The organism is Burkholderia sp. Bp9015, from assembly GCF_003853505.1.
Lineage (GTDB): Bacteria > Pseudomonadota > Gammaproteobacteria > Burkholderiales > Burkholderiaceae > Burkholderia.
The window spans coordinates 1-24,619 of sequence record NZ_QTPZ01000062.1 but is presented as its reverse complement, the minus strand read 5'-3'; the positions used below and the strand labels follow the sequence as shown (position 1 = coordinate 24,619).

Here is a 24,619-nt window from a genome sequence, read left to right as displayed (position 1 = left end):
GCGGTCGCCTGCTGCTCGCGCGACGTCGCCGCGATTTCGGCGACCGACGTCGTCACCTGCAGCGACGACTGCTGCGCCTGCGACACGAGGCTCGCGAGCTGTTCGGCCATCCGGTTGAAGCCGTCCTGCAGCGTGCCGAATTCGTCGCTGCGGCGCAGGTCGAGCCGCTGCGCGAGGTTGCCGGTGCGCATTGCGTCGTGCACCTCGACGAGCCGCGCCATCGGCCCCGTGATCGCGCGGAACAGCGCATAGCCGGTCGCCAGCGCGACCAGCAGCACGACGCTCAGCGCGGTCGCGAGCGTCGCTTCCGCCGTATTGACCGACGTGCGGATCTGCCGTGCCGAATCGTCGGCCTGGCCGCGGTTTTCGTCGACCAGCGCGTCCGCGACACGGACTACGTTCTCCCACGCCGTCGTCACGTGCGCGAAGTTGGCCCGCGCAGCCGCGCGGTCGCTCGCCGCCGCATGCGCTGCGTCGTTCAACAGCGGCAGGTACTGGTCGTATGCGGCACGGAGCGCGGCGAAGCGCGCCTTGTCGTCGTCGCGGAACAGCGTCGCCTCGTATTGCGTCGACGCCTGATCGAAACGCCGCAGCGCTTCCGGAATCCGATCGAGATCGCGCTTCGTGCCGTCCGAATCGCCGTCGCTGAAGATCGCGCGTTCGACCATCGTATAGCTTTGATTGGTCGCGGCGCGCAGCGACGTCGACAGGTACAGGCCCGGTACCGAATCCCGCTGGAGGCTGTCGGCAGCGGCGTCGATTGCCGTCAATCGGGTGTATGAAATCGCGGCCATGACCAGCATCAGCACGAAGATCGCGCCGAAGCTGAGCACGATGCGCTTGCCGAGCGTGAAGCGTCCGCCGCGCAGCAGGGCGGGCAAAGGGGGCGTGCCGGCGCGGGGCGTCGTCGCAGTGGCCATGTCTATCTCCCGTAGGGCTTGGGTCGTCTGGATCCGGCGGCGCGAAAGGCAGAGAAAACGATTCGGTCGCGGGTCGGCGCGATCGATCGAATCGTTCCGGACGGGTGCCCGATTGCCGACGCCCCGCATGCTGTCATGCGGCGCGTCTGATCGCAATCGAATTTTTTACGCATTGAGCCATGCTTTTTTCATCCCATTAAAGATAGGTCAATACGCAGACGTTTGCGGAAATTTGAAAGGGAGCAGGGGTAGGTTGCTGCCGGTATTTCGGCCGGCCGGCCGACGATTTGGGCATCGGCGGCCTGAAATGCGGAACAATGACGCATGATCGAATCGTCTGAAATCTAATTGAAATGTTTCCGATATGGGGATGTGAGCACGACTATCGATTTTCGTGTCGCCCAACTCGTGAAAGCCACGCAAAGACTCTGTAAGTTGGTGAAGAGGCGGCGGGAGAATGAAGCGATGAAGAAGACGAAATGGCTCTGTCAAGTTGACGAGCGCGCGCTACGTGTCTTCCTCAAGAGTCGTTATCCTTATCAGACAACTTCGTTGGCTGCGGGAGAGTCAGTCCAACCATGCCATGTCGCGAGGCGTTCTTTGAGTATGGCGCGATGACATACCGCGTTCATTTGATGTCTCGGCAGGGAATTTCAGCCTTCACCGCCGGATAACTGCGCAGTTGATCGGTCACAATCTTACGCAGCACCGGGTTTGAGCGCAGCATCCGCCGGAAGAAGCGCTTGCGTGCTGGCAACGCAAACCGCCACCGGGATTGCTACTGCACTCCGATTGCGGCGCCCAATACGTCAGTCGCGCGTACCGGAAATTGACCGCCGCGTTCAAGATGAACGTTTCAATGAGCCGCCGTGCCAACGCCTGGGATAACGCCCCCCCGATGGAGAGCTTCCTCAAGACGTTGCAGGTCGAAAGAATCTACCAGACTCACTACGATACGCGTGCCCACGCCCGAGGCGGCGCTTGTCCTTGGGCACGGAAATTCTCAGAAATGTTGTCCTTGGAAGCATCGCTTGCCTCCGTTCGCGCATTCCGTTGGAACCGAGCGGTGAATGCCGTCGATCAAATCTGCACGACATCCCGACCGAAACCTGTCCACCTCATCAGTCACAGCTAAGGCCTGCGCCCCAGATCCTTGGATATGGGGCGCGACCGATCAGGTGGAGGTCGAGCGTACCTTCCCCAGGATCGTGCATGTGGAGGCGGTTCGTCCGCGCGGCGTGGTGCAGGACTTGTGAATCCTTCCGCCAAGACGCCTAGAATTCAGTCATGGCTGCATTCCACATTCACAAGGAGGCTGTCATGACTCAGTCGATGATTGGTTGGGTGGTTGGTCTTGCGGTGGTCGCGGTGGTTGCAGTCGCGTTGGCGCGCCGTTACCAGAGCGAACATTCAAGTATGGAAGTCGTTCAGTGGCTGGACTCCCATCACTTGGGGTGGATGCATCGCAAACATTGACCTCTCGGCGCTGGCGGCGATAAACCCCGCCTTGCCGAAGTTTACCGGGAGCCAAACACACGGATGCAGGCGGGCGGGTGAAGTCTGCCATGTCGTTGTCTCGCCAGGGGTCTTGGCAAGGAAGGCATCATGGATGATGAAGTGTGTACGACCCACACGCACGTGGCACGCCTTCGCGTGATGCAGACCACGTCTGGGCGCTATCGCGGAATCGTCCACTTGCACCGCATCGGAGAGGATCCCGGCACCTCTGATCAACACGATACCGAAGGGGATTTTGCATCGGACGTGGAGGCGCGTGACGCCGCACGAACGCTCGCACGCAGATTGCTCGAAGAGCAAATCCAGGGGCACGAAAAGGCGCAAGGCATCGATTGAATCTGCGTCGGCGGCCTGGTCGTTACGCAACGTCGATCGGCAACGCGACGTCCATCAGCGCGTAGCGCGCCAGTCGCACAATGCGGCCGCTCGTCCGTTGATCTGCCTTGAGAGCACGGGATAGAAAGGAATGTCGGCTTACGACGCGAGTTTCCCGTTGACCGGCAGCATGGCGTCGGCTCGCGCAATTTCGGATCGGGACGCACGTCTCCGATTGACGCGCGCTCCCATGCATTGCTGTTCAACAGAGAGCCGTATCAAAGAACTGCGTCGAACATCCAATGTTCGCCTCGGTTCTGATCGATGATGTCTTCTGCGTAACGTTGCGAAGCCCGGCGTGCGTCACCGGCACTGGCAAACGGCGAACCGTCGACAAGCTTGAAGGTCTGGCTCCGGGTCAGCGTGGTGTTAGTGCCACGCAGGCAAACCTTGACCGCCGCGTCGAAACCGGCTTCGTAGTTGTGAGTACGGCCAGCGCCTGTGTGAAAGTGAGGATAAATCAGCGGATATATTTCGAATCCGCGATAGGTACGCATACTCATGATGAACTCCCGGTGATTGATGGCTACGAATTGCGTAGAGGAGCGCAATCAATCCTGTATCGGCGCTACATGGTTAGCGTCGAACAAGTCTGTTTCGAGGCACACCGGGCGAAGCCCGTTCGTCTTTGTGCCGGAAATTGATACGCCCTTTGATGAGGTCATAGACCGACAATTCCAGTGGACCTATCCGTCATTTTGTGGGCGGGGCATATCATGAGAGGTAAAAGTCATGGATATGCCAATGAAGAAGAAACGGAGAACAGTAGCCTCTCAGGCAGCGGCCCGCGGGCCGCTGCCTGAGTTGCCCAAAGAACTGCTGGACCAACTGGTCAAGGGGCCGATGACGCCGACCGAGGTTCAGGATCTGATGCTGGCGTTCAACAAAGCGGTCATCGAACGCGCGATGGGCGCCGAAATGAATCTACATCTGGGCTACCCGTCGGACCAGTCCAAGCCGCCCGGACAAGCCAACGAGCGCAACGGCGCCAGCGGCAAGACGGTCATCACGGATCGCGGCCCGGTTCGTGTCGAAGTCCCTCGTGACCGTGACGGCAGCTTCGAGCCGATCCTGATTCCCAAGCACGAGCGCCGCTTCACCGGCTTCGACGAACGCATCATTGCGATGTACGCGCGTGGCATGAGCGTGCGCGAGATTCAAGGATTTCTGGCCGAGCAATACGGCACCGAAGTGTCGCCCGACTTCATCAGTTCGGTCACCGACGAGGTGATGGCCGAAGCGCTGAGCTGGCAGCGCCGCCCGCTCGAGGCGATGTATCCGGTCGTGTTCTTCGACGCGCTGCGGGTCAAGATCCGCGACGACGGCGTGGTCAGCAACAAGGCCGTCTATCTGGCCTTGGGCATCCAGGCCGATGGCCAGCGCGACGTGCTGGGCCTCTGGATCGAGCAGACCGAGGGCGCCAAGTTCTGGCTCAAGGTGTTCAACGAACTCAAGACGCGCGGCTGCCAGGACATCCTGATCGCCGTGGTCGATGGCCTGAAAGGACTGATCGAGGCGATCAGCGCAGCCTATCCGCGGACCACCGTTCAGACCTGCATCGTGCATCTGATCCGCAACAGCCTCGAATACGCCAGCTACAAGGACCGTAAGGTACTCGCCACTGCGCTGCGCCCGATCTACGCGGCTGCCAGCGAAGAGGCGGCAAGGCAAGCGCTGCAAGACTTCGCCGACGGACCCTGGGGGGCGAAGTACCCGACGATCGTGCAGTCGTGGCAACGCGCGTGGGAGCACGTCGTGCCGTTCTACGTGTTCCCGCCGGAGATTCGACGGGTCGTGTACACCACGGATGAAATACACAAGCCCCCACGCCGTACTTCGCTCGTTCGCTATGTCCGCGCTTCCGGCCACCGTATCGGCGCGCTGTCTGATTTGGGGCGCGACTGCTTCCACCGGTTAAACAGTCTTTGATAGGTTCGCTCAGACTGCTCAGCCACGGCTCGTTCCTGCTGACGGACACTCTTCAGACTGTAGGCGGCAGCCGGACCTTTGCGCGAGCCATGCTGCGCCGGCATTCCAGCCTGCAGTTCCAGCGCACGTAACTTGTGTGCGGTCAACGCGGGACGGTCCCACGCGAACGGCTCGTCGCGTGTCAGCACATACCATACGATCACTGCGAGTTTGCGAGCGGTCGCGACGACAGCAATTTGCTGGCCGCGGCGATCGCGCACGCGTAGGAAGAAGGCGCGCAGCGGCCCAGGCGCCTGCGTGGCGCCCCAGGCAGCCTCGACCAGCATCGCCCGTGCGTAAGAGCGCCCGCGCTTGGTGATGTGGCCGTGCCTGGCCGGTGTCGGGCCGGACTGATAGACCGACGGATTGAGCCCGAAGTAGCTCACCAGCTTCTCCGGATTCGGAAACCGCTCGATGTCGCCAATGGCAGATAGCAGCCCGATCGCCACCGTGGTGTTGACGCCGGTGATCGTCAGTATCACGCGCAATCGCGCGTCGTCGATGGTCGCTTGCGCGAGTGCTTGCTCCACCTCGCGCAGATCCTCACCGAGGCGGTCCAGTTCGCGCAGCCGCTGCTCAACACCGAGTCGCTCGTCCAACGGAAGCGGTTGAACGCCGAGCCAGGCACGCCCCTTCTTGCCAAACAGATCGGTGGCGGGGCATCGCTCGATCAGATGCGCGGCCAGAACCGCATGAATCTCGTTCTTCAGCCGCGTGCGCTGCCGCACCAGCTGTGAACGACGCGAGATCTGTCGGCGCAACGCCAGCGTGTGCTCGTCCGGCATCCATACTTCCGGCAGAAAGCCGCTTGCATACAACTGCGCCAGTACGGCTGCCTCGATCTTGTCCGTCTTGACGCGAGCCTCCGCGATCAGCCGAATTTGCAGCGGATTGGCAATCGCCACGCGCGCGACGTGCCGACGAAGCACGTTGACGATGGCGGCAGTGTTGCCGGTTGCTTCGAGCACCACATGATCGGTGGCGCGCAGCTTCTCGGCAAAACGCTCCAGTTCGTCGCGTCGCAACCCGGTGCGGCCGCCTGCATGCAGCGTGCCATCCTCCAGGTACGCGATCTCGGCCACTGAGCTCGAGACGTCAAACCCCACGATTCGCATAACCGTCTCCCGTATCAGATCACTGTTGGGAGCCGGTGGGACAGCACGACAACTATGGATTCGCGCTCACAGCGCAACCGGGCGGGTCGCAGGGGCGGCCAACTACTAACACGAGCTCGCGGCTCATCGTGTAACAACGGCCTGCCCACCCGAAGTGCTCCCCAGTGCCCCTGTCCCGGATGGTCACACCATACGCTCAAACCACTCGGCGCGGAAACGCGAGGCACCGGCTATATCATGCCGGTTACGAACGCCATAGAAAGTTTGAACATGCAGTTGCGCAAGATCATCAAGACCCGTGGTCACTTCCCGAATGATGAGGCCGCGATCAAACTGCTCTGGCTGGCGTTGCGCAACGTGCTGGCCAAGACCGTACGCGCTGCGTTCGACTGGAAATCAGCGATGAATCAGTTTGCTATCCTGTTCGGAGAGCGATTTATGCAGGCGCGTGGATAACGCGCTGTTCAACCGCCTCGCCCACAAAAATGCAGACAGGTTCCGCTGACGCGTATCACCGCTATGCGCGGGCATCTCCGCATACGGACGCCCGGCATCATCAATATCATTCCGGAGCTCCACGAATCTCAATATAGCCAGCTGGCTGAACCTCGTCCTCACACGTTCACGAGCATCGACCTGGCATTTCATCCGGCCGCGTTGATGACCTTCGTTTCCAGGTAATCCTCGAAACCGAACGCCCCCCACTCGCGCCCGTTCCCCGACTGCTTATAGCCGCCAAACGGCGCATCGAAAGACTGATCGGCGCCGTTGAGACTCACCATACCGGCACGCAGTTCGCTTGCTACGGATCGTGCCAATTCCGCATTGCCCTGCAGATATGCCGCAAGTCCGTACGGCGTGTCATTCGCAATGGAGATGGCTTCGTCGAGACTCCGATACGGGATCATCGTCAAAACGGGGCCGAAGATTTCCTCGCGCGCGATACGCATATCGTTATGCACATCAGCGAACAGCGTCGGTTTGACATAGTAGCCGAGCTCGAGACCAGCCGGCGCATCCGGCCCGCCGGCGACGAGCGTAGCGCCTTCATCGATCCCCGCCCGGATGAGAGCACGGACCTTTTCGAACTGAGCGTGCGACGCAACAGGGCCGATATGGCCGCCGTGCCGCTCAGGACGACCGACCTGAATGCTGTTGGTCACCTCACGAGCGATTTCGACAGCCGCCGCGTATTCGCTCTCGGGCACGAGCATACGTGTGGGTGCGTTGCAAGACTGTCCGCTATTAGCCATGCAATGACGCACGCCTCTCTCCACGGCCGGACGCAAATCCGCGCCTTCGAGAATGATGTTCGGCGATTTGCCGCCCAGCTCTTGGGCTACCCGTTTGATCATTTGCGCACCCACCGCGCCGATCGTGCTGCCTGCGCGGGTCGAACCCGTAAACGAAATCATGTCGATGTCAGGATGCGCCACAAGCGCCGCGCCCGCAGTCGCACCGTCGCCGTTGATCATGTTGAACACGCCGGGCGGCAAATCGAGTTCATCGATCATTTCGGCCCACAACAGCGCGCTCAGCGGCGTGACCTCGCTCGGCTTGAGCACCATCGTGCACCCGGTTGCGATGGCGGGCACCACCTTGCACGCGATCTGGTTGATGGGCCAGTTCCACGGTGTAATCAATGCGCACACGCCAATGGGTTCGCGAACCACAGTCCCGCCGGAGACTGCGTGCTGGAAGCGAAACGTCCGAAGGGCATGGATCCCGGCCTCAATGTGCCCTTGCCCCGTGCGGGCCTGTGCCGCTACAGCGAAATCGATGGGCGCGCCCATCTCTAGCGAGATGACGCGCGCCATCTCGTCGTAGCGCCGGTTGTAGATCGACAGCAGTTTGACGAGCCATCGCTCCCGCTGCTCGACGGCAGTCCGCGAAAATTCGCCGAACGCAGCTTTTGCGGCCACTACCGCGCGACCGACGTCCGACGCGGAAGCAGCGGCAATCGTCTCGATAATCGACTCGTCCGCCGGGTTTTCCACTTCGATCTGCGCGCTCGACTCAGGCGCTTGCCATTTGCCCGCAATGTAAAACCGCTTCGCATTGGTCATTCGAGTCTCCAGTTGTTGAATTTAAAAAGGGGATTCAGCCTTGCCGTCATCGTCACCGCATCTGCTGCATCTGCTGCATCGCATCGAGAAATGCCCGTGGCTTTCCTCCTCCACTGCCACGATTGACCCGGGCGCTTGTGCCTGCCCGCATACCGGAATATGATGCATCATATATTTTATTTTCACAGGAGGAAAGTCCATGACGAAAGTTGCTGTAGTAACGGGGGGCGGCACCGGAATCGGTCGCGCGATCGCCGAAGAATTCTTGCGCGCGGGTCTGCGCCCCGTGTCCGTCGGAAAGGACGCGGACGAGGATCTCGATCCGGCGATCGCGTTCAAACGAGTCGACGTGACGTCAGCCGCTGAAGTTCGCGACGCATTCGGCGATCTTGCGCAGATTCACGTGCTCGTCAACGCCGCCGGAATCATCCTCCACGACCGCGCGGAGTTCGATTCAGCGGGCTTTCGAAAAGTGGTCGACGTCAATCTGAACGCCTGCCAGCTCACGACCGAAGTCGCGCTCGACAAGCTGTCCGCGGTGCGCGGCTGCGTCGTCAATATCGCATCGATGTGGAGCTTTTTCGGCTCGGCCCGTAATCCTGCCTATACGGCAAGCAAGGCCGGCCTCGTTGGCTTGACGCGCGCGCATGCCGCCGCGTTCGCGGATCGCGGAGTGCGCGTCAATGCAGTGGCGCCTGGCTGGATCGAAACGCGACTATCTGCGGGAGCGCTGAACAACCCCGAGCGCAGCGGTTCAATTCGCGCACGGCTGCCGCTCGGGCGCTGGGGGCAACCTTCGGATGTCGCCAGGGGCGTGAAATTCCTTTGCTCGGCCGACGCGGACTACATCACGGGAGTCGTCCTTCCGATCGACGGCGGATTCAGCATCGCATGATGAAGCAGTGAGGATAGGCGGCGGCGATGCGCCGCCGCACGCATGTGCTACCCGCGTGGGGGTAGCATCGCAATCGGATCGGGTAATCGGCTACTTACGTAGCGGCGACTTCGCCATGCTCCCGCTCGGCCATCCATTCGAGCAGCACGCGCTGGCCCCATTCGATATCTTCCTGGATCGCTCGCGATGCCCCCTCGGGATCACCCTTGCGCAGCGCGGCCAGCACGCGATAGTGGGGGTGCGAACGATTCGATATCTCGCGCCGCGGCAGATGCGAATGAAACGTGTGCAGCAGCGGCCCCATCCGGACCCACATGGTTTCCACGGTTGCGCTGAGCGTGGGCATCCTGGCTGCCGCCATCAATTCGAAATGGAAGTCGCGATTGCGCTCCGCGGCCTCTGAAGGGCTCGCGGCAACTGCCTCGATGAACTCGTCGTGCGTCAGGCTCAGATGGCGGATTTCCTTTGGGGTAATGCGCTGCGCCGCCTGTTCGGCCGCCGCACCCTCGAGAAGCCGCCGCATGAGCTGAATCTCCGCAACGGTATCGGCGTCGAGCACCGGCACCACGATCGAGGTTGCCGCAGTCATTTCCAGGGCCTGTTCACTGACCAGGCGGAAAATCGCTTCGCGCACCGGCGTGATGCTCGTGCCGAGCTTTTCGGCAAGGTCGTTGATACGCAGTCGGTCGCCAGGCGCGTACTGACCGTTCATTAATCGGGAGCGGATCTCTTCGTAGATGCGTGACGAGAGATTGCTCTTTTCGACACGGGCGAGTGGCTTCATTCTGATAACGGGACGAAAAATGTTTTCATGCATGATACATCACGCTCCATCGCCGCAACAGGCGGTGCCGATGCCGATAACCCGGCTGCGGGCTCAGTCGACTACGGCGACGGGCCGGCCGTGCCCGGTATGGGCTTTCAACGATTCCAGTGCTTCGGGCAAGCGCGACAGCGGCATCGGCTCGATAGGCAGCGGCGCCAGTGCGCGATGCAGCACGTCAGTGAGCAGACGCTCTCCCGCATCGACCAGCGTGCGCCAATGCGCGGCCGAGCCGTGGGTGTGCAGTGCATTCAGGGCCACTTCATGCAACGAGATGGCCGTCGTAAACGGTGCGACCGGGGATGTCTCCAGACGGTCCTGGATGCAGACGAGATGGCCGTTCACGGCGACGAAGCGCGCAAGTCGGGCGGCATGCTGGCCGCTCACCGTGTCAAACACGACGTCGAACGGCCGATGCGATGAAAAGGCGCTGCTTCCGATGTCCGGCAACAGACTCGTCGAAGCGCCAAGACGCGCCATGCGCTCGAAATGACGTGAGTTGCACATCACCGACACTCGCCAGCGAGCCCGCACTGCGAGCTGGACCAACAGCGTGCCGACCGCTCCACCGGCACCCGTTACCAGTGCTTCGAGGCCGGTCCGGTGCGGCACTTTCTGCGTGGCTTGCCACGCCGTCAGCATGGGGCACGGCAACGCCGCCGCCTCGGCAAAACTCAGGCCCGGCGGCAAGCGCAACAGTGCGCGGACCGGCACTGCGGTGTACTCCGCGAAACTGCCGTCGCGCGTGAGCGACTGGTGGTAGGCCACACGCACGCCGAGCCATTCCTGTTGGATGCCCGCGCCTACCGAGACCACCTCTCCCGCCCCGTCAACCCCTGGTATGTGGTCCGGCCGCCATGCCGGCGACCCCCATTCGATGAATTTCCAGTCAACGGGATTCAGACCCGCGGCGCGGTTGCGCACGAGCACTTCTCCGGGCCCCGGCACCGGCCTCGCCGCACGCCGCCATGCGAGCGCGGAAGGCGCGCCGGCGATCTGCCAGGTCCAGGCGCCCATCGTATCCGTCGTGTTGTTCGTGCCGATCGTCACGCTATCTTCCAGCATCGCTACACCACCGCGTCAAGTGCTGCGCCGCTCAGGGTCGTCTTGCCGAGCACGTAGTCCGCGCCCTTCTCGCCGATCATGATGGAAGCGGCGTTCGTATTGCCCGACACGAGATTCGGCATGATCGATGCATCAATCACGCGCAATCCATCGATGCCGCGCACGCGCAATTCGGGATCCACCACCGCGTGCTCGTCCACGCCCATCCTGCACGTGCCGACCGGGTGATAGACGGTTTTCGCGCGCTTGCGAATGTAGTCCATCAGCGCGGCGTCGGTCGCGACGCCCGCGCCCGGCAGCGCCTCCTCGCTCGTATAGCTGCGCAGAGCCGGTTGCGCGAGAATCTCGCGCGCCTTTTTCAGGCCGGCTACAGCGAGGCGTCGATCCTCGGCATGCTGGAAGTACTTCGGATCGATCCACAGCGCGGCGCCCGGATCCGCGCTGCGCAGACGAATCTCGCCACGGCTTTGCGGACGAAGCACGCAAGGATTGATTGTCGCGCCTGCCGACTTCACGTGGTCCTGATCCAGGTCCAGAAACACGATCGGCACGAAGTGCATCTGGATATTGGGACGCTCTTGCGGCGCGTCGACGTTGACGAACGCGCAGGCTTCGGTCACGTTCGATGTGACGGGCCCGCTCTTGAAAAGCAAATATTGCAGCCCGTTCTTCAGCGTGTTGGTGAAGCTGTCCTGGCCGTAGTAACCGTAGTTTCCCGTGCAGTAGGACACCGCCGGAAATTCGATATGGTCTTGCAGGTTCGCACCGACACCCGGCAGATCCTGCACGGCCTCGATGCCGTGCCGAGCGAGTTCCTCCGTCGCGCCGATTCCGGAAAGCAACAGCAGACGCGGCGACTGCACGGCTCCTGCCGACAGGATCACCTCCTTGCAGCCCTTCTCGCGTACGAGCTGGCCGTTGCTGACGTATTCCACACCGATCGCGCGACCCGCCTCGATCAAAATGCGGTCCACGCGCACACCGGTACGGATCGTCAAACGCCCGCTCGCCTCGGCGTTGCGCAGATAAGCTACGGCTGCGCTGCAACGCTTCTTGTCGCGTGTCGTGATTTGATTGAAGCCGACGCCATTCTGCCGCGCGCCGTTGAAATCGTGCGTGAAAGGAATGCCGGCTTGCTGCGCGGCGCGCACGAACGCCGTCGACAATTCGCAGCGTTGCGAAAGATCCGACACGCCAAGCGGCCCGCCGACGCCGTGATACCGATCGTCGAGCCGCTCGTTGTCCTCCGCGCGCCTGAAGTACGGCAACACCTCGTCGTAAGACCATCCCGAGTTGCCCAGGCGAGCCCATTCGTCGTAGTCCTCTTGTTGCCCCCGGATATAGATGAGCGCGTTCACGGAACTGCCACCGCCCAGCACCCGGCCTTGCGGCACGATGCGCGGCCGGGAGTCGAGCCCTGTCTGCGGCTCGGTTTCGTAGTGATACAGCAGATCCGTCGAGAGCAGTCTCGTGAAACCGGCGGGGATATGCACGAGCGGATTCCTGTCGCGCGGCCCCGCCTCCAGCAACAGGACGCTTGCGCCAGCTTCGATCAGTCGGCCGGTGACGGCGCTGCCCGCCGAACCGCCTCCGATCACGATGTAGTCGTATGTCAAGGGTGTCTCCAGTGTCTGCTTCTGGTCGATTGAACGGGCGCGACTTCTTTTGCACTACACATCGCTGCACTGCACATCGCTACAGCCCGCCAACCAATGATATATGATGCATCTCTATTGAACAACAACGACCGTGGTCGTATGGCTTCGCAGCGCCTAGGGGAAATACCCATCTAAGTCAGGCCACCTTGAATATATGATGCATCATCCATTCTCAATCGCCGCAAGATGACACGCTTTCACTTACGGGCAGCAATGAACACCGCCCATGGCAAACAGGATTACAGAGGAGACGATGAGCAACCACTTGATCATGCGCAACATCAGCAAGCACTTCGGTGGCGTACAGGCGCTGCGCAACGTCAGCCTGGAAGCGCACGGCGGTCAGGTACACGCGCTGATGGGCGAAAACGGTGCGGGCAAATCGACGCTCATGAAAATACTGGCGGGTGCGCACACGCCTGACGAAGGCGAGATCCTGCTGGACGGTCGCCACCTTCCAATCGACAGCCCGCACGCCGCGCAGGCGCACGGAATCTCCGTCATTCATCAGGAGTTCTCGCTCGCAAAGCATTTGTCCGTCGCGGAGAACATTTTTCTGCACGACCTCGGCGCGGGAACGTCGATCATCCGCTGGTCGAAACTGAAGGCGCGCGCCCGCGAACAACTGGATGCGCTCGGCTTCGGTGAGTTGGACGTGTCGCGGCCCGTCTCAACGCTGTCGGTCGCCGAGCAGCAGATCGTCGAGATCTGCAAGGCGCTCTCGCGCACGTCGCGTGTTCTCGTATTCGACGAACCGACGGCCGTGCTCACCGCGCGCGAAACGACGCGTCTGTTCGCCCTGCTCGAGCGACTCAAGCGTGATGGCGTATGCGTCATTTACATCTCGCACCGGCTGGAAGAAATCTTCCGGCTGTGCGACAGCGCCACCGTGCTCAAGGACGGCACCTTCGTCAGCACGGTGCGCATTGCCGACATCGACGAAAATCGCCTCGTTCAGCTGATGGTCGGCCGAGAGCTGCAGGATCTCTTTCCGAAGCGCGACGCGTGCATCGGCGACACACGGCTGGAAATACGCGGCCTTTGCGCAGGCGAACGCGTGCGCGACGTCTCTTTTCACGTGCGCGCGGGCGAGGTGCTAGGCTTCAGCGGCCTCGTCGGCGCAGGCCGAACGGAGACGATGCGCGCGATCTTCGGTGCGGACCGCAGGAGCAGCGGCGAAATTCGGGTCGACGGCCGTCCGGTCGCAAAGCTGAAGCGTCCCCGCCACGGCATCGAGAGCGGTATCGGGATGCTGCCCGAGGACCGCAAACAGCAAGGCGTGCTCCTGAACATGCCGATCCGCGCAAACGCGATGATGACGCCGCGCAACACGCTCGCGCACCTGCGCTGCATTCTCGATCATCGTGCCGAGCGCGTGCGCACGCGCGAACTGATCAAACAGCTGCGGGTGAAGGCGCGCGATACCGACGTCGACGTATCGACGCTCTCGGGTGGCAATCAGCAGAAAGTCGCGCTGATGAAGTGGCTCTCGAACGGCTGCCGGGTACTGATCCTTGACGAGCCGACGCGGGGCGTCGATATCGGCGCCAAGATCGAGATCTATCACGTCATCAACGATCTCGCACGCGCCGGCGTCGCCGTCATCGTGGTCTCCTCCGACATGCCGGAGATCATCGGCCTGTGCGACCGCGTGCTCGTCATGCGTGCGGGCCGTATTGCGGGCGAACTCAGCGGCCCCGCCATCAACGAAAAGTCGCTGATATCGCTGGCCATGGGAGTCAAGTAATGGAAGGAATCATGCAAACACAGCGCACCGATGTTCCGCTGCTCCGCGGTCTGTTGCGCCATAACGCGTTGATCATGCTGATCGTGCTGTTCGTCGTATCGAGCGTCATGTCGCCCGCGTTTCTGAGCCAGGAAAACCTCTATAACCTGCTACGGCAATTGACACCCCTGCTGTTCGTCAGCCTCGGCATGTTACTCGTGATCAATACGGGCGGCATCGACCTGTCGGTGGGGTCGATCGCAGCGGCGGGCGGCCTGCTGGTAGCCATGCTGGTCCCGGCGATGCCGTTCGGCGGCATGACCGGGCTCCTCCTCTCGGTCGTGCTGGCCGTGATGCTCGGTGCGCTTTTCGGGGCGTTCAATGGTGTACTCGTGACCGCCCTCGGTCTCGCGCCATTCATCGTCACGCTTGCCATGATGACCATCGCACGCGGAATCACATACATGATGTCGAATGGCCAGCCGACGATGCTGCCGCTCGATCTGCCGGCGGCGGAATTGCTCAATGAATTCGGCAGCGGCAGCGCTCCTTGGATCAACGTGCCATGGCCGGTCGTGCTCGGCGTGGTCATCGCGCTGCTGTTCTACTTCCTGATGACCTACACCACGTTTGGACGCATGGTCGTCGCCACGGGCAGCAATGAGACGGCCGTGCGGCTGGCAGGTATTTCCGAGCGCGGTTACAAGTTCTGCGTCTACGTGATTTCCGGTGCGCTGAGCGCCGTCGCCGGCATCGTTTTCACGGCACGCACGGGTGTTGGCACGCCGATCACCGGCGTCGGCCTGGAACTCGACGGCATCGCGACGTGCGTGATCGGTGGCGCGTTGCTCTCGGGCGGGAAGGGATCGGTTCTCAACACGGTGATCGGCGTGCTCGTGCTGGGCCTGATCGGCAATGTGATGAATCTCCTGAGCGTGCCTGTTTATCCGCAACAGATCATCAAAGGCGCCATCATCGTTCTTGCCGTGCTGGTCCAACGTATCGGCCAACGCTAAACCACTTCCCCATCCGCCCGGGCCGCCACGCGGCCCCTCCGCTTCAGCTTTTCTTTCATCCAACAATATTATTCAGGAGACTGAAATGAATGTTGCTCGCAGAGCACTCGCCGTCGCCACCGTGCTGGCGTTCGGCATCACCGCCCCTGTCCACAGCCAGGCCAAGGCAAAGATCTACACGCTTCTGCCGAATACGGCACTGTCCGGTGTGGTGGATCCGGCCCTGCCCGATCGAACGGCGGTCCGCAAGGCATGGCCGAAGCAGCCGGCCAATCCGAACCAGCTAAAAATAGGCTGGACCGACATCACGCTGGGCAATCCGTGGTTCGTTGAGCTCATCAAGGGGGCACGGCAGAGTGCGGCGAAATACGGTTACTCGATCGACGTGCAAGTGGCCGACGGCGATCTGCAGCGCCAATGCGCGCAGATCGACAACTTCGTCACGCGCAAAATGGACGTCATTGTGGTCGATCCGACCGATACGCTAGGTGTGTCCGCATGCATCAATCGCGCCGTCGATGCCGGCATTCCGGTCGTCACCGTCGGCACCACGCCGGACGCGAGCGCCCGAGTGCTCACCACACTGCTTGGCAACCCCTATGCAAGCGGTTTCGAGGTAGGCCGGTACGTGGCGAAGGAGGCAGGCAAAGACACGCCGATCGACGCAGCCGTCGTCATCGGCGTGCTCGGAAACTCGACGTCGGAAAGCCGCATCAACGGACTGATCGCGGGCATCGTCGATCAGCGCATGCGCGAGCGCACCACAAGCGCGAGCCGAGAGGACGCCATGTTGCGCGGCTTCGAACTGTTCCAGACCTTGAAGAAAACCGGCAAGCTGAGCGCCCCGGACATCAGATTCAACGTACTCGCGCTGGGCGTAGGCAAGTGGACCGAGGAAGGCAGCCTCGCAGCAACTGAAGATATTCTCTCCGCGCACGGCAACAAGCTGAATTTCATCCTCTCCGAGAACGACTTCATGGGGCTCGGCGCATTGCGCGCCGTACGAAACATGGGCAAGCAGGGGAAGATACGCATCGCCGATGCAGCCGGCGGTTACCGTGGAGAGCTTGACCAGATCAAGAAGGGCAACATCCTCGTGTCCGGCGAAAACTCCGGCGAGCAGACCGGTGTGGCTGCCATCGAATTCATCCACAACGCGTTCACGCGGCGCGTCGATGCGAACAATCTGCCCATGGGCTCCGGTTTCCCGCCGGCAATCATCACGCAAGGCAACGTCGACCAGAAGATCGATCCGAATCCGGCGAACCTCTTCTACAAGTACACGATTCCGCCCGTCCGGTCGATTTCGGAGATTCGGGCGCAAGGCACAAGCAACTAATTCGTTTCGCTTTGTTCCGCATGTAATGCAAGGGCGTGCACTGCCTTGGTCCGCACGCCGCGTACTTTCACTGGAGATTCACTTCATGAGCTTTGACACCGACAGTTTTCGCGACAATCTTTTTACAGGACGGCACGTGCTCGTTTCCGGCGCGACGAGCGGCATCGGGCTTGCCATCGCGCGTGCGTTCCACCGACTCGGCGCGCATACCATCGCCACGGGCTCATCCGCAACGAAGCTCGACGCGCTACGCAACGAGGCGTCGCTGACCGGCCTGCGTTTTGCCGCGCTGGACGTGCGCAGCCACGGCGAAATCGACGCATTCTTCGGCAGCCTCGGCCGCCTTGACGTGCTCGTCAACGCGGCCGGCGTCGCTCGCCCGCGCGACGAATACGCGGATGATGTGTTTAGCGATGTACTCGACGTCAACCTGCGTAGCGTAATGCGCGTGTCGCAGGCCGCACGCCCGCTCCTCGAACAGTCGCGCGGCTCGATTGTCAATATCGCGTCCATGCTCAGCTACCTCGCCGACGCCGACGTACCGGCCTACTGCGCCAGCAAGACCGGCGTGGTCGGTCTGACTCGCTCGCTGGCCCATGAATACGGGCCGCGCGGCGTGCGCGTGAATGCGATCGCTCCCGGTTACCATCGAACCGACATGACGCGGATATTCTGGGAATCGGAAGAGTTGTCGCGCAAGATCGTGTCGCGTTCCGCTCTCGGTCGCTGGGGCGAAGCAGGGGATCTCGCGGGCGCGGCGGTGTTTCTCGCGTCACCCGCCGCGGCTTTCGTGACCGGGGTGACGCTGCCCGTCGACGGAGGATATGTGTCCGGCTTCTAGTCCGATTCGATACGGCGTTCGAAGCCGATCAGCCAAAAACGGCCGCCCGTGGCGGCCATTTCCTTTTCCGCACGTTCGGCGATCAGGCGATGCCGCCGAAGCACAGATACTTGATCTCGAGATAGTCGTCGAGGCCATAACGCGATCCTTCCCTGCCAAGGCCGCTTTCCTTGACGCCGCCGAACGGCGCGACTTCGGTCGACACGATTCCGTCGTTGATGCCGACCATTCCGTACTCGAGCGCCTCCGCGACACGCCACACCCGCGCGATATCACACCCGTAGAAATACGAAGCAAGCCCGAACGGCGTATCGTTTGCGAGCGCGATGGCTTCCGATTCCGTCTTGAACCGGAAGATCGGCGCAATCGGGCCGAACGTCTCTTCGTCAAAGATGCGCATGTCGCGTGTGGCGTCGGCCAGGATAGTCGGCTCGAAGAAATTCGCCCCCTGCGCAGCGCGCTTGCCGCCGGCCACGACACGTGCGCCCTTCGCGAGCGCATCCTGCACATGCTCTTCGACCTTCGAAACGGCAGCGGCATCGATCAGCGGCCCGATCGTGACGCGTTCGTCCAGGCCGTTGCCGACCACCAGCTTGCCGACGGCCTCCGCGAGTCGCGCGACGAAGCGGTCGTAAATGCCATCCTGCACGAGCAGGCGGTTGGCGCACACGCAGGTTTGACCGGCATTGCGATATTTCGACGCGATCGCACCGCGCACTGCCGCATCGAGGTCGGCATCGTCGAACACGATGAACGGTGCGTTACCGCCTAGTTCCATCGATGTCTTCTTGACCGTTGCGGCACACTGGGCCAGCAGTTGTTTGCCGATTTCCGTCGAGCCGGTAAACGACAATTTGCGCACGAGTGGATTCGACGTGAGTTCCGCACCGATCTGATTCGCTTTGCCCGTCACGCACGAAATTACTCCGTACGGAATACCGGCGCGTGCGGCGAGCACGCACAGCGCCAACGCACTGAACGGGGTTTGACTCGCAGGCTTGAGTACCATCGTACAGCCGGCAGCCAGCGCCGGCGCGAGTTTTCGCGTGAGCATCGCGGCCGGGAAGTTCCATGGCGTGATGGCCGCACAGACACCGATGGGTTGCTTCAGTACGACGATTCGCTTGTCGCCGGCCGGCGACGGAATCGTGTCGCCATAAACCCGTTTGCCCTCTTCGGCGAACCACTCGACAAACGACGCCGCGTAGTCGATTTCACCGCGGCTCTCGTTCAGCGGCTTGCCCTGTTCGAGCGTCATGATTTTCGCCAGATCGTCGCGATGTTCGCGCATCAGCTCGTACCAACGGCGCAGCAACGCGGCGCGCTCCTTTGCCGTTTTCGCACGCCAATGCGGCAGCGCCTGCGCAGCCGCATCGATCGCGCGGCGTGTCTCGACCGTGCCCATCCGAGGGACCGTGCCAAGCAACGCGCCGGTTGCCGGATTGAACACGTCAATGGTCGTGCCGTCATCGGCCGCGCCCCACTCACTGCCGATCAGGCACGCGTCTCTCAACAGATCCATATCGCGCAGCTCCGCGCCGCGCCAGCCATCGTCATTCAACATCGCTACTCCCGTTTATCAGAACCGGCGCGAAGTGGTGGCGCCCGAGTTCCGATGTCGGGAGATGGCTTCGCGAGCCAGCGCGTCGCTGCCACCCTTCGCGTACCGTAAACACCTCGATTACCGCGTGCCGCCCGCGATACGGTGAGCTGTTTTGCGGGCGGCTGGCACGTCAGGTCGCCTTCGCGAGCGCGGCTCGCGCAACGCGGGTGATCCCGGGACCGTCGAGTTCGTAGTGCGCATACAGATGCGTCGGCGGTGCGATCAGGCTGTACTCGTCGTAGATTCCGTGCCGCACGAGCCGCACGCCGAGCCCCTCGTCGGCCAGGACCTCGGCCACCGCCGCACCCAGCCCGCCGATCACGTTGTGCTCTTCGACCGTGACGAGCACCTTCGACTGTCGCGCCGCCGCGATAATGGCGTCACGGTCGAGCGGCTTGATGGTCGGCATGTCGATCACGCCCGCCGAAATTCCTTCCGCCCTCAGATTGTCAGCCGCTTCGAGTGCACCGGCGACCGGCAATCCGCAGCCGATAATGATGACGTCGCGTCCCACCGAATGAACGATGGCTTTGCCGATCGTGAACTCGACACCATCCTCATAGACTTTCGGATCCCGCCCGCGTCCGATGCGGAAGTAGATCGGGTCGGGCCACGTGGCCGACGCGCGGATCGCGGCGGCGAGCTGCGCGCCGTCGGCGGGCGAAATGACGGTCAGATTCGCAATCGCGCGCATCGTCGAGATGTCTTCCGTTGCATGGTGCGAGGTACCGTAGAAGCCGAGCGAGATGCCGGTATGGTGACCCACGAGCCGCACCGGCAGCTTGCAGTACGCGACATCCATGCGAATCTGCTCGCAGCACAGCAGGCCGAGAAACGATGCGAAGGTCGCGACGAACGGCATGAGGCCCGTGGTCGCCATGCCGGCGGCGGCGGAAACCATGTTCTGCTCCGAGATGCCGAATTGCACGTAGCGCTCCGGGAATTCGCCGGCGAACTTGTTCAAGCCGTTCGAATACTGGAGATCGGCGGAGCCGGCGACGACGGGATGACCTTCGCGCGCGAGATCGATGAGCGCATCGGACAGATAGTCGAGGCCAGGATTGCGCGCGTTGAGCGCGCGGTACTGCCACGAATCGGGATTTTGCGGAGTAGACATGCTTAGATCACCTTGCTCTTGATTTCTTCGATCGCCCGTTGCGCGTCATCGGGTGCCAGATAGCCGAGATGCCAGCCGGGTTCGGTTTCCATGTACGACACGCCCTTGCCCTTGACCGTCTTCGCGATGATGCAGACCGGCTTGCTGCGCACCGGGTCGGCCTTCACACGACGCAGCAGCGGCACGAGGGCGGTCAGATCGTGGCCGTCTACTTCATGCGTCTCCCAGCCGAAGGCGCGCCACTTCTCCGCAAGCGATTCGATACCGATGACGTCGTCGACCTTGCCGTCGAGTTGATAGCCGTTGCGATCGACAATCGCGATGAGGTTCGAGAGGCGGTGATGCGCGGCGAACAGCGCGGCTTCCCATACCTGCCCCTCCTGCATTTCGCCGTCACCCAGCAACGTAAAAACCTTGAAGGGGCTGCCTGCCATCTGCGCCGCCTTGGCCATGCCGGCACCGTTCGATAGCGCGTGGCCGATCGACCCCGAGCTGAAATCGACGCCCGGAACCTTGGTCATGTCCGGATGATCGCCGAGCGGATTGCCGAGACGGGTGTAGCCATCGAGCGTCTCCCGGTCGATGAACCCGTAGTCCGCAAGAATGGGAAAAAGTCCGACGGCCGCGTGCCCTTTGCCCATCGTGAACCGGTCGCGATCCTTCCATTGCGGGTTGCCGGCACGCAGTGCCATGACGTCGTAGTAAAGCGCGGCAAAGATTTCGGCTGCGGAAAACACCGACGTGTAGTGTCCCGTCTTCGCGATTTCTATCAGACGAATCGTCTCGAGGCGGACGAATTGCGCCTTCTCGCGCAACTGCGCGAGCGTCTCCCTGGAAAGCGCCTGATCGCTCTCCTGCAATGCTGTCGACATAGAGTCTCCTATTGGAACCTGAAAGGAACGAGGCGAGCGCGGCAAGACTCGGCATTCCGCCTTCGTTTCATACATGATGCATCATATATCATGATAGCGCAATGATCGACGCGCCCTGTCTTCTGTTGTCGATGTGTACGCGTTGCATTCCGGCAATCATGAATCGCGCTCCGCAAATTGACCTTGCCGTATCGCCCTCAAATGATGCATCATATATCTTCAAACAACACGGAGACACGCATGATGACCACTCCACCCTCCTCGCCCACGGTCAATGGCGAAACACAGGTTATCGTCCTGATGGCGTGGCCGTCCGCTCACGTCCGGACGCCCACACTGTTCAATGCCCTTTGCGCGAGGAAGAACATCAACGCGATCATGGTTCCGTGGGCCGTGCGTCCCGAGCATCTGACGCAGGCATGGGACGGACTGCGGCACATCGCCAATCTGGCCGGTGTCGTGCTCACTATTCCGCACAAGCAGGCGGCGGCAGAACTGTGTGAGGAACTCGATGGCGACGCATCGTTGCTCGGCGTTGTGAACGCGGTCCGCCGCAACGCGAGCGGCAGTTACACGGGGCGAATGTATGACGGTTCCGGTTTTGTCGCCGGCATGCTGCGCGAGGGCATCGCGCTCGCGGGCAAGCGCGTGCTTTTGCTTGGCGCAGGTGGAGCGGCGACTGCCCTTGCGTTGGCACTGGCGCGCGAGGGCATTGCACGGCTGACGATCGCGAACCGCAGTCGAGAAAAAGCAAGCGACCTGGCGGCACTCGTCGGAAAGGCAGTGCCGAACTGCGAGGTAAAAGCGGGCAGCGACGAGCCAGGCAATCACGACATCGTGATCAACGCAACGTCGCTAGGTCTGAAACCTGACGACGCGCTGCCCTGCGACACGTCGAAGCTGACGCCCGCAATGGTCGTCGCTGAGGTGATCATGCAGCCCGCGGTCACGCGGCTTCTGGTAGAAGCTGAAGCGCGTGGCGCCCGCACTCACCGTGGCGAACACATGGTTATGTCGCAACTCGATCACTTTGTCGAATTCCTGCTCACCACCGTGAATGCGTAAGGCTGAGGCTGGCGTCCTTGTCGCCCAACGTCTCAGCGAGCTCGCCACCCAGATACGCGGTCCTTGCAAGCAAACCGATCGGCGATTCCGGCACGCTTACTGCACCCTAGTCACTGATGCATCCCATGAGATTCATCTGTTCAGGATTCCATATCTAATTCTATTCGACCGGTACTCGAAATCATGACTGCACTCATTTTTGGCTCTCCGGGCCGATACATCCAGGGCGACGGACTCCTTGACGATATCGGTCAATACATTCGCGAATGCTCGGAGCGTGCGCTGATCCTTTGCGACTGCTTCGTGAAAGAACAGTTCGGATCGCGAATCGCGGCCTCGTGCGCCGCGCACGAAATCGACGTACGCTGGATTGCGTTCAGCGGTGAACTTACGGATCGAAAGATTCGCGAGCTCGAGCAGGCCGCGCATTCGTTCGACCACGAAGTCGTTGTTGCGATCGGTGGCGGCAAAACGCTCGACGCTGGAAAGGCGCTTGTCGATGCTGCACATTGCGCGTTGATCACCGTGCCCACCGTTGCATCGAACGACTCCCCAACTTCCAAAAACTATGTGGTTTACGACGAGGATCATCAACTCGCGGCGGTCAGGCACTTGCGGCGCAGCGCCACGTACGTGTTGGTTGACACAACGTTGATCGCGCAGGCGCCGACACATTTTCTGCTTGCCGGCATCGGTGATGCGATCAGCAAATACTTCGAAGCAGAGCAGTGCCTGCACAGCGACGGCAAAAACATGTTCGGCGCCAGGCCGTCCTACTCTGCGTACGTACTCGCGCGCGAGTGCTTTTCGATCATTCGCGCCCACGCGGAGACGGCGCTGGCCGAGCTCAAGCACGGCCGCACTGCTCCGGTATTCGACCGGCTTGTCGAAGCCGTCATTCTGATGAGCGGCCTGGGCTTCGAAAGCGCGGGGCTATCGATCGCGCACTCGATGACGCGTGGCCTGTCCCGGCTCGAAACGTCGGCGCGGGCACCACACGGCTTGCAGGTCGCGTACGCGCTGCTCGTTCAACTACATCTCGAACGTCGAGCACCGGACTTCATGCGCGACATGATCGGCCTCTATGCGCGCATTGGTCTGCCGGTCCGCTTGTGCGACCTGGGTTCTGGCGTCGTCACTCGCGAGCACTACGAGACCGTCGCTCGCTTCACGTTACAAGCACCCTACTCGGCAAATTTCGAGCGCACGCTCGGCATCGCGGACATCGTCGCGGCAATGGAAGCCATCGACCACGCTACTGCCTGAGCCCACAGGCAGCGCGAACCGGGCGCGAAAACATTTCCCGCGACAATAAATTGGAGACTTCATGACTTACCTTTCTCATCTTTCCTCGTCGTCGCGACGTGCCACGTCGCAACCTTCATCTCATCGGCGATCCTTGATCGCGTCCAGCCTCGGCAATTTACTCGAATGGTTCGACTGGACGGTCTACACGGTCGCATCGGTCTATATTGCTGGCGCGCTGTTCGATAATACGAACAAGACATCGTCGCTGCTCGGTACGCTGGCCGTATTCGCTGCAGGCTTCTTCGCCCGCCCGTTGGGTGGCATCGTATTCGGCGCGATCGCCAACCGGATCGGGCGCCGCTCGGTACTCTTGAGTACGATGCTCCTCATGGCGTTCGCGAGCCTTCTGATCGCGATCATCCCGCCATATGACGCAATCGGCAGTTGGGCCTCGGCTGCATTGCTGGTAGCGCGACTCGTGCAGGGTGCGGCGCACGGCGGCGAAACAACTGCGTCCTACGCCTACGTTGCCGAAATCGCTCCTCCGGCGCAGCGTGGTTTGTGGTCGAGTGCCGTGTTCATTTCGGTCGGCGCCGGCTCGCTGCTTGCCACCTTTTTTCTTGCGTCGCTCACGGCGTTCCTTTCACCGAACGCCATGCAGGACTGGGGATGGCGGGTGCCGTTCGCGTCAGGCGGGTTTCTCGCGATATTCGCGCTATGGCTGCGCCGCAATATGGTGGAGAGCATCAGCGTTGACGCTTCGACTAACGCCCGTCATAAACCGTGGCCACGGGCCAAGGTCGTGCGTGAAGGCTTGAAGCTGTTCGTGTATGAGGCCGGTTCGACGCTTACCTACTATACGTGGGTAACGTCCGCGGCCATCTATGCAATCAGTGTCAAGCACATGGATCCGCACCGCGCGTTCGCAATGAGTTGCATTGCCCAGGTGATCTATCTGATCGCGCTTCCGCTCATTGGACGCCTTTCCGATTTCACAGGACGCAAGGTTACAACGCTCATCTCGCTACTCGGCATCTCGATCACCATCTTTCCGCTCTGGAGCTTGATTTCCAGCGAGCCGTGGACGTTGCTTGTCACGCAATCGGTCGGGCTCGTGCTCGTTGCATTTATCACCGGGAGCAAGCCTGCAGCCATTTCGGAACAAGTGCCGACACGCTACCGCACCCGTCTCTTCGGCTTCTTCATTTCACTTGCGGTCGCATTCTTCGGCGGCACCGCCTCATATCTGAATGCATGGTTGTATTCCATCAACAGGGGGCAGCTATTCAATGTCTATCTTATCGTGGTGGCCCTAGCAGGCTGTTGAAATTGGATACGGTGTAAACGGGCGTTGCGAGCGGTGCGTTAGAGATATCGTGTTCATGATCT

General features: G+C 61.6%; 20 protein-coding genes and 5 pseudogenes. 13 read left to right on the top strand and 12 right to left on the bottom strand.

The window, feature by feature from the left end; all coding sequences use genetic code 11:
• Positions 1-920: methyl-accepting chemotaxis protein (locus DIE12_RS36665; protein WP_148092732.1), on the bottom strand; the 920-nt coding region annotated here is incomplete at its 3' end.
• Between the two features lie 646 nt (positions 921-1,566).
• Positions 1,567-1,671: pseudogene (locus DIE12_RS38875) on the bottom strand (IS6 family transposase); the annotation flags it as partial.
• Between DIE12_RS38875 and DIE12_RS39140 the strand changes: the two are divergent.
• The 3 genes and pseudogenes from DIE12_RS39140 to DIE12_RS36645 all read left to right on the top strand — a co-directional run.
• Positions 1,666-2,055: pseudogene (locus tag DIE12_RS39140) on the top strand (hypothetical protein); the annotation flags it as partial. The pseudogenes DIE12_RS38875 and DIE12_RS39140 sit on opposite strands and share 6 nt — an antisense overlap.
• 152 nt (positions 2,056-2,207) lie before the next feature.
• Positions 2,208-2,396 (top strand): hypothetical protein, encoded by a 189-nt coding sequence (locus tag DIE12_RS36650; RefSeq protein WP_034175061.1) that lies wholly within the window; start codon positions 2,208-2,210, stop codon positions 2,394-2,396.
• Positions 2,397-2,525: 129 nt separating this feature from the next.
• Positions 2,526-2,774 carry a hypothetical protein gene (locus DIE12_RS36645; protein ID WP_230944700.1) on the top strand — a complete coding sequence of 83 codons (249 nt, stop codon included), beginning with the start codon at positions 2,526-2,528 and terminating at the stop codon, positions 2,772-2,774.
• A 257-nt stretch (positions 2,775-3,031) separates the two neighbouring features.
• Here the strand turns inward: DIE12_RS36645 and DIE12_RS36640 are convergent, their stop codons facing one another.
• A complete protein-coding gene (locus tag DIE12_RS36640) occupies positions 3,032-3,316 on the bottom strand; it encodes a hypothetical protein (RefSeq protein WP_012339002.1) in 285 nt (94 codons plus the stop codon).
• 73 nt (positions 3,317-3,389) lie between these two features.
• Positions 3,390-3,494: pseudogene (locus DIE12_RS39135) on the bottom strand (translation initiation factor IF-1); the annotation flags it as partial.
• A gap of 57 nt (positions 3,495-3,551) precedes the next feature.
• Between DIE12_RS39135 and DIE12_RS36635 the strand changes: the two are divergent.
• Positions 3,552-4,682 (top strand): annotated as a pseudogene (locus tag DIE12_RS36635) (IS256 family transposase); the annotation flags it as partial.
• On the opposite strand, the gene DIE12_RS36630 reads toward DIE12_RS36635, so the two are convergent.
• Positions 4,661-5,896 (bottom strand): IS110 family transposase, encoded by a 1,236-nt coding sequence (locus DIE12_RS36630; RefSeq protein WP_124489530.1) that lies wholly within the window; start codon positions 5,894-5,896, stop codon positions 4,661-4,663. The pseudogene DIE12_RS36635 and the gene DIE12_RS36630 overlap by 22 nt on opposite strands.
• 234 nt (positions 5,897-6,130) lie before the next feature.
• Here DIE12_RS36630 and DIE12_RS36625 point away from each other — a divergent pair.
• Positions 6,131-6,352 (top strand): annotated as a pseudogene (locus DIE12_RS36625) (transposase); the annotation flags it as partial.
• 188 nt (positions 6,353-6,540) lie between these two features.
• Here the strand turns inward: DIE12_RS36625 and DIE12_RS36620 are convergent.
• Positions 6,541-7,962 (bottom strand): aldehyde dehydrogenase family protein, encoded by a 1,422-nt coding sequence (locus DIE12_RS36620; protein ID WP_124489529.1) that lies wholly within the window; start codon positions 7,960-7,962, stop codon positions 6,541-6,543.
• Between the two features lie 199 nt (positions 7,963-8,161).
• Between DIE12_RS36620 and DIE12_RS36615 the strand changes: the two genes are divergently transcribed.
• Positions 8,162-8,857: an SDR family NAD(P)-dependent oxidoreductase gene (locus tag DIE12_RS36615; protein ID WP_124489528.1), complete on the top strand. Its 696-nt coding sequence runs from the start codon at positions 8,162-8,164 to the stop codon at positions 8,855-8,857.
• A 94-nt stretch (positions 8,858-8,951) separates the two neighbouring features.
• Here DIE12_RS36615 and DIE12_RS36610 read toward each other — a convergent pair whose 3' ends face one another.
• Genes DIE12_RS36610 through DIE12_RS36600 form a run of 3 tightly spaced genes read right to left on the bottom strand, consistent with a single transcriptional unit; the run spans position 8,952 to position 12,343 of the window.
• A complete protein-coding gene (locus DIE12_RS36610; protein ID WP_012366404.1) occupies positions 8,952-9,674 on the bottom strand; it encodes a GntR family transcriptional regulator in 723 nt (240 codons plus the stop codon).
• Between the two features lie 60 nt (positions 9,675-9,734).
• A complete protein-coding gene (locus DIE12_RS36605) occupies positions 9,735-10,745 on the bottom strand; it encodes a zinc-binding dehydrogenase (RefSeq protein ID WP_124489527.1) in 1,011 nt (336 codons plus the stop codon).
• Positions 10,746-10,747: 2 nt separating this feature from the next.
• Entirely contained in the window at positions 10,748-12,343 is a 1,596-nt protein-coding gene (locus tag DIE12_RS36600) for a GMC family oxidoreductase (protein WP_260429076.1), read from the bottom strand.
• Between the two features lie 313 nt (positions 12,344-12,656).
• Between DIE12_RS36600 and DIE12_RS36595 the strand changes: the two genes are divergently transcribed.
• The 4 genes from DIE12_RS36595 (at position 12,657) to DIE12_RS36580 (ending at position 17,325) form a co-directional block, all read left to right on the top strand.
• Positions 12,657-14,150 (top strand): sugar ABC transporter ATP-binding protein, encoded by a 1,494-nt coding sequence (locus tag DIE12_RS36595; RefSeq protein WP_124489525.1) that lies wholly within the window; start codon positions 12,657-12,659, stop codon positions 14,148-14,150.
• On the top strand, positions 14,150-15,145 hold the full coding sequence (locus tag DIE12_RS36590; RefSeq protein ID WP_124489524.1) for an ABC transporter permease: 996 nt from the start codon (positions 14,150-14,152) through the stop codon (positions 15,143-15,145). The genes DIE12_RS36595 and DIE12_RS36590 overlap by 1 nt, the downstream gene beginning before the upstream one ends.
• 85 nt (positions 15,146-15,230) lie before the next feature.
• Complete coding sequence (locus DIE12_RS36585) at positions 15,231-16,484, top strand: sugar ABC transporter substrate-binding protein (protein ID WP_124489523.1); 1,254 nt, start codon at positions 15,231-15,233, stop codon at positions 16,482-16,484.
• A gap of 85 nt (positions 16,485-16,569) precedes the next feature.
• Complete coding sequence (locus DIE12_RS36580; protein ID WP_124489522.1) at positions 16,570-17,325, top strand: SDR family NAD(P)-dependent oxidoreductase; 756 nt, start codon at positions 16,570-16,572, stop codon at positions 17,323-17,325.
• Between the two features lie 82 nt (positions 17,326-17,407).
• Here the strand turns inward: DIE12_RS36580 and gabD are convergent, their stop codons facing one another.
• The 3 genes from gabD to DIE12_RS36565 form a co-directional block, all read right to left on the bottom strand.
• Positions 17,408-18,889: an NADP-dependent succinate-semialdehyde dehydrogenase gene (gene gabD, locus DIE12_RS36575; protein ID WP_124489521.1), complete on the bottom strand. Its 1,482-nt coding sequence runs from the start codon at positions 18,887-18,889 to the stop codon at positions 17,408-17,410.
• A gap of 169 nt (positions 18,890-19,058) precedes the next feature.
• On the bottom strand, positions 19,059-20,045 hold the full coding sequence (locus tag DIE12_RS36570; protein WP_124489520.1) for a transketolase family protein: 987 nt from the start codon (positions 20,043-20,045) through the stop codon (positions 19,059-19,061).
• A 2-nt stretch (positions 20,046-20,047) separates the two neighbouring features.
• Complete coding sequence (locus DIE12_RS36565) at positions 20,048-20,917, bottom strand: transketolase (protein ID WP_124489519.1); 870 nt, start codon at positions 20,915-20,917, stop codon at positions 20,048-20,050.
• Positions 20,918-21,157: 240 nt separating this feature from the next.
• Between DIE12_RS36565 and DIE12_RS36560 the strand changes: the two genes are divergently transcribed.
• The 3 genes from DIE12_RS36560 to DIE12_RS36550 all read left to right on the top strand — a co-directional run bounded on the left by DIE12_RS36560 (position 21,158) and on the right by DIE12_RS36550 (position 24,557).
• Positions 21,158-21,982 (top strand): shikimate dehydrogenase, encoded by an 825-nt coding sequence (locus DIE12_RS36560; protein WP_124489518.1) that lies wholly within the window; start codon positions 21,158-21,160, stop codon positions 21,980-21,982.
• Between the two features lie 183 nt (positions 21,983-22,165).
• On the top strand, positions 22,166-23,248 hold the full coding sequence (locus DIE12_RS36555) for a glycerol dehydrogenase (RefSeq protein WP_124489517.1): 1,083 nt from the start codon (positions 22,166-22,168) through the stop codon (positions 23,246-23,248).
• Between the two features lie 61 nt (positions 23,249-23,309).
• Positions 23,310-24,557: an MFS transporter gene (locus DIE12_RS36550; RefSeq protein WP_124551560.1), complete on the top strand. Its 1,248-nt coding sequence runs from the start codon at positions 23,310-23,312 to the stop codon at positions 24,555-24,557.
• Positions 24,558-24,619 lie beyond the last annotated feature (62 nt).